This window comes from Verrucomicrobiia bacterium (assembly GCA_035765895.1).
Taxonomy (GTDB): domain Bacteria; phylum Verrucomicrobiota; class Verrucomicrobiia; order Limisphaerales; family DSYF01; genus DSYF01.
Window position 1 is genome coordinate 1 of sequence record DASTWL010000030.1, and the last position, 4,574, is coordinate 4,574.

4 protein-coding genes are annotated in these 4,574 nt (G+C 60.8%); 2 read left to right on the plus strand and 2 right to left on the minus strand.

All coding sequences use genetic code 11. The features are described from left to right. Positions 1-356: 356 nt before the first annotated feature. Together VFV96_06150 and VFV96_06155 are read right to left on the minus strand one after the other, a co-directional pair. The gene (locus VFV96_06150; GenBank protein HEU5069977.1) at positions 357-734 is read right to left on the minus strand and encodes a hypothetical protein; all 378 of its coding nucleotides are present in this window, start codon (positions 732-734) and stop codon (positions 357-359) included. An 831-nt stretch (positions 735-1,565) separates the two neighbouring features. Next, positions 1,566-3,347 carry an alpha-L-fucosidase gene (locus tag VFV96_06155; GenBank protein HEU5069978.1) on the minus strand — a complete coding sequence of 594 codons (1,782 nt, stop codon included), beginning with the start codon at positions 3,345-3,347 and terminating at the stop codon, positions 1,566-1,568. 214 nt (positions 3,348-3,561) lie between these two features. Here VFV96_06155 and VFV96_06160 point away from each other — a divergent pair, with 214 nt between their 5' ends. Beyond that, entirely contained in the window at positions 3,562-4,134 is a 573-nt protein-coding gene (locus tag VFV96_06160) for a sigma factor (GenBank protein HEU5069979.1), read from the plus strand. Beyond that, positions 4,125-4,574 (plus strand): two-component regulator propeller domain-containing protein (locus tag VFV96_06165; GenBank protein ID HEU5069980.1); only part of this gene is annotated, 450 nt, incomplete at its 3' end. The genes VFV96_06160 and VFV96_06165, both read left to right, overlap by 10 nt.

Sequence of the window (4,574 nt, forward strand, 5' to 3'; positions counted from 1 at the left end):
GCTGGCTGCGGCAGCGTGGAACTTGAAGAAGTGGCTCCGGGCGGCCGCTCTTTTTTGGCTTCAGTGGATCCACCTCCTTGCCATCAGCCAGACACGGCCATTGTCAGCCACATCTTAAAACCATTTTTCAGGACCGACTAAATACGGAAGTGGCGTCTGCGCTCTGTTGTAGACGTGGGTTGCGCCACGGGAACGGTGTCGGCCCACCGGCATGCCCAGACAACATGGGAATGACGAAAATCCACCTTGAGACCTATCTGCTCCACCGCCCCAGACAGATCAGCGCCAACCTCGCCCCGGCCGGAGCGCCGAGCATGGCTTGACACGCCGCCCTTCAACGCGAACGAACGCTTGCCTCATGAGGCTTCATGCGTGGTCAACGCAGTTCGACGAACAAACAGGAGAACGCCGGCAGAAACGAGGGCAAACATGTCAAATGCAATCCCCAGAGAGGAATAGGGGCGCGCGTTGAAGAAGGCGAACAGTCCCATCAGGCTGGCAGCGACGGTCAACAGGGCAACGACGCCCACGACCATGCGCGACCACCTCGCGCCGGACAACACGTAAACGCTCGTCACGCCACCCAACAGATACAAGAACACGAAAAACAAATTGATGGCGAGCGTGCCAGTCCGCTGAGGGTGGGTTTCGGAGATGCCTTGGACAAGAGTGGCAAAGAAGCCCGCGCAAATCGCCATCCAGATTGCGCCGAGAATTTTGTGTGTGGTTTTCATATGCAAGGCAATGACTGGACCCGCGTGCTTTACGATGACCGTGGAAGGGCGTCGGCGTTCAGACGCCTCCAACGTGTAATTCATCAATCGCCTTCTTCGCCTCTGCCAAGCCACAGTGATGAATCTCACGGTAGCAACGAATGGCCCCAATTCGCTGACCGGCGCGCACCAGCCGCACAACGTCTGACATCGCAGCTTGATCTGACGCCGGGCAAACACCAGCCCGCCGTAATGACGCAACTCGCAGCAAGGTGACGCACCGCATCGCCAGAACAACGGCGACCGATCCAATGAATACGTAAAGGAGTGTCATGATCGCGATGCGGCCTGCGCAGTATGGCTTTCGCTGAGATCGCAAGCGGTGCGGCGCTCCGGTGTAAACGTGAATTGCGCCGTAGCAGCGGAGCTGCGGCCCCGGTTGAGGAACAGACACCCCAACCAATGCCGGAATGAAGTGCAGCCACCATGCAGACGTGTCTACTCCGCTCCCCGCAAACAGTCCAGCGCCAATCCCGCCCGACCGAAGCGTTCGCCGGGTCACCTTCATCACCTGCTGCGGCCATTCCCAATGCGTCATGCCAATGGTCGTGGCGCATCCGCGGCCAACTGGAAAATGCGGACGGGAGAGCCAACCCAAGGCTCTCCCGTCCAACCCAACCCAACCTGCCAACCCAAAACCTTGCGGATAGACCAAGCGGTAGAACACCGCGGGATACGCCGGATTGACCGGAACGGTAACGGCGTTGGTCTTCGCTTACTTTTTACCACTCTGCCTCATCTGTCTGCAAAATCGAAGAAACCTCAGTTCACCCCCGGTTCCGACGCGCTGCGTCAGGGCGTCAGGAGGATCGATTTCAGGTTCACCGGCTGCCAATGCTCCGTAAGCGGCCTGAGCGCCAGGGTGAATTCTCCGGCCGGCAATTCCACCGTGCCGAGCGTGACGACGCGGTATTTCTGATAGGCCCCGGTGGCCGGGGCAATCCCGCGAATCTTCTGGTCGCCCAACGAAATCTCGAACCGCCCCTCGCCCAGCGAGGCCATTTCGGCTTCAACCTGAAAACGCCCCGCCCGGACAATCTTGAACTGCCACTCCGCCCAGTCGCTGGGATCCGTCCAGAAGCCCAGATTCTGGCCGGCGCTCTCCACACGAACGGTGTGGCCGTGCAACGTGGCTTCGGTGGCGGGCAAATTCACTTCGCCTCGGGCATCCTGACGCAGGGTGACCTGGTCAACCTCGGGCGTTCCCTTGAGGCTCAAAGCAATCACCGAAGCGATCGCGTCCGGTGCCGCCGCGGGCACGACGATCCGCACGCCGTCGGCCGTGGATTTGAAATCCAGACGGACACCCGTGGCCAGCAACCGCGCGGAGTTCACCGCATTCTTGAGACCCGGCACAAGCAGTTCGCCGTCCTTCGGCCAGTCAAACACGTGCAGGTAAAGCGTCGTGTTGGCGCCCTCGGACTTGGTAGTGCAACGGCCCCACGTCAGGCGTTTGAACGGGCTCGCGCTCGTGCCGTAAATGGATTCGCGGTTGACCTTCATCCAGCGCCCGATTTCCGCCAGGCGCTCGATGCTCGGAGCGGGGAAAACCCCTTCCGCGGTGGGACCGACATTGAGCAGGTAGTTGCCGCCCTTGCTGGCGCAGTCAATCAGGTTGCGCACGAGGGTTTGTGTGGATTTCCACTGGGTGTCGTTTTTGTTGTAGCCCCAGTGATCGTTCATCGTCATGCATGATTCCCAATCCACACCGGGTCCGAAGCCCGTGGCGGGAATCTGCTGTTCCGGAGTGCCGTAATCCCCAACACGCTCGGCGCCTTGATCCATGCCCTCCATGCCCGTGCGGCCCTTGCCGACGCGGTTGTTGATGATGATGTCCGGCTGCAGGCTGCGAACGTAATGATACAAATCCACGCCCCGCTCATGCGTCCAGGGTTTTTCCCATTCGCCATCAAACCACAGGATGCCAATCGGCCCGTATCCGGTGAGGAGTTCCTTGAGCTGGCCTTTCATGTATGCCGTGTAACGGTCCATGTCGGGCGTGCCGGTGGCGAGATCGTTCCAAGGCCGGCGCTGGCCCCAATCCGGGTGATGCCAGTCCATGATGGAGTGATACAGGCAGAACTTGATGCCCGCCGCCTGGCATGCGACGGAAAGTTCCTTGAGCGGATCGCGATGGAACGGCGTGCGGCCGATGTTCCAGTCGCTCAACCTGGAAGGCCACATGCCGAAGCCATCGTGGTGCTTGCTGGTGATGACGATGTATTTCATCCCGGCGTCCTTGGCCATGCGAACCCATTCCTGCGCGTTGAACTTCACCGGATTGAACTGCTGGGCGAATTGCTCGTAGCGCGAGACGGGAATATGTGCGCTTTCCATGATCCACTCGGCGTAGTCGGTTTTCCCGTCCCATTCCCCGGCGGGAACGGAATACACGCCCCAATGGATGAACATGCCAAAACGGGCGTCGCGGAACCAGGCCATGCGCTGGTCATGCTGCGCCGGCGTGTCGCCGGAGTCGGCGGGCGGCATTTGGGCCGCAACGGGGAGAACTGAGCCAAGAACGGCCAGCCAGCAGCCGGCCAATGACAGAACGAACTTTGCAGGGTGGTTCATAGGGGGAATTCAGCTTTTCGGACTTGGGTTGGATCGTAAAGGCAATTTGGACTGCTTTCGCGCGGGCATTCTTCAAGTGCAACGGGTGTTCCTTTATGGACATTCCGCGACCTGCCGATTCCATAGCAGAGTTTCTTTGGGCACGGGCAATTTTTCTGTTAAGAAACGAGGGGGGGGGGACGCATTAGGCTAGGAGCAGTTTTGTGGCATCTCCATGATTAAAGCGCAAGAAACGCCGCCGAAGCCGGAGCAAATCGCCCTGGGGCAGGGATTGTTTCTGCAACACACGCCCAAGTTGCGCGGCTTCGAAGTTACCATCTGTCCGGACCTCAGCCTCGTGGATGACCTCGTGCGGGAAACCTTCATGACCGTCACAGAAAAGGCCGGCCAGTTTGTCGCGGGAACCAATTTCATGGCCTGGGCCTGCACCATCGCCCGCAACAAGGTCATGTCCGCCTGCCGCCGGCAGAAACGCCATACGCTGCTTTCGCCGGAAGTTCTCGAATCCGTCTGCGCCTGCGCGCCGGACGAAGATGCGCTGGCCCCAACGTTGCCCCATGAACGAGGACGTGCTGGCCGCCCAATAAACCAGCGCGAGCTCTCGGTCGTCCACGACGACGCCCGGCTTGTGCCCTGCCCGGCGCAGTGGCACGCTGGCGACGTCAATTCGTCCAACGGATGCGGCTCATCTTACATTGCGCCGGCTGGCTCACCGCCGGCCTGTTGTTCCTTCCGCCCCGGATCGGCGCGGCCGAGCCGTCGCCCGGACCGGCCCGGATGCCGGTAATCCGCTTCTGGGGCACCGAAGCCGGCCTGCCCCAAAATACCGTGACCGCGATTGAGCAGACGCGGGACGGGTATTTGTGGCTGGGCACACACGATGGCCTCGCGCGGTTTGACGGCGTGCGCTTCGAGCCGTTCGGCCTCGAACATGGCCTGCAAAGTGTGGACATCACCACCCTGCTCGAAGACCGCGCGGGCACGCTTTGGGTGGGCACTTACGGCGGCGGTCTGGGACGCTGGCACGAAGGCCGGATTGAAACCATTCCGTATGCGGGGCATCAGCCCGGCCTGGCTTCCATTAATTGTCTGGCCGAGGATGGCACGGGCCGGCTCTGGGTGGGCACGGCCGGCGGATTGCGGCTTTGCCAGACCAACACCCTGATCGAAGACCCGGCACTGGCACCGCTTGATCATCTTCTCATTCGCTGCCTGCTGCTGGATCAC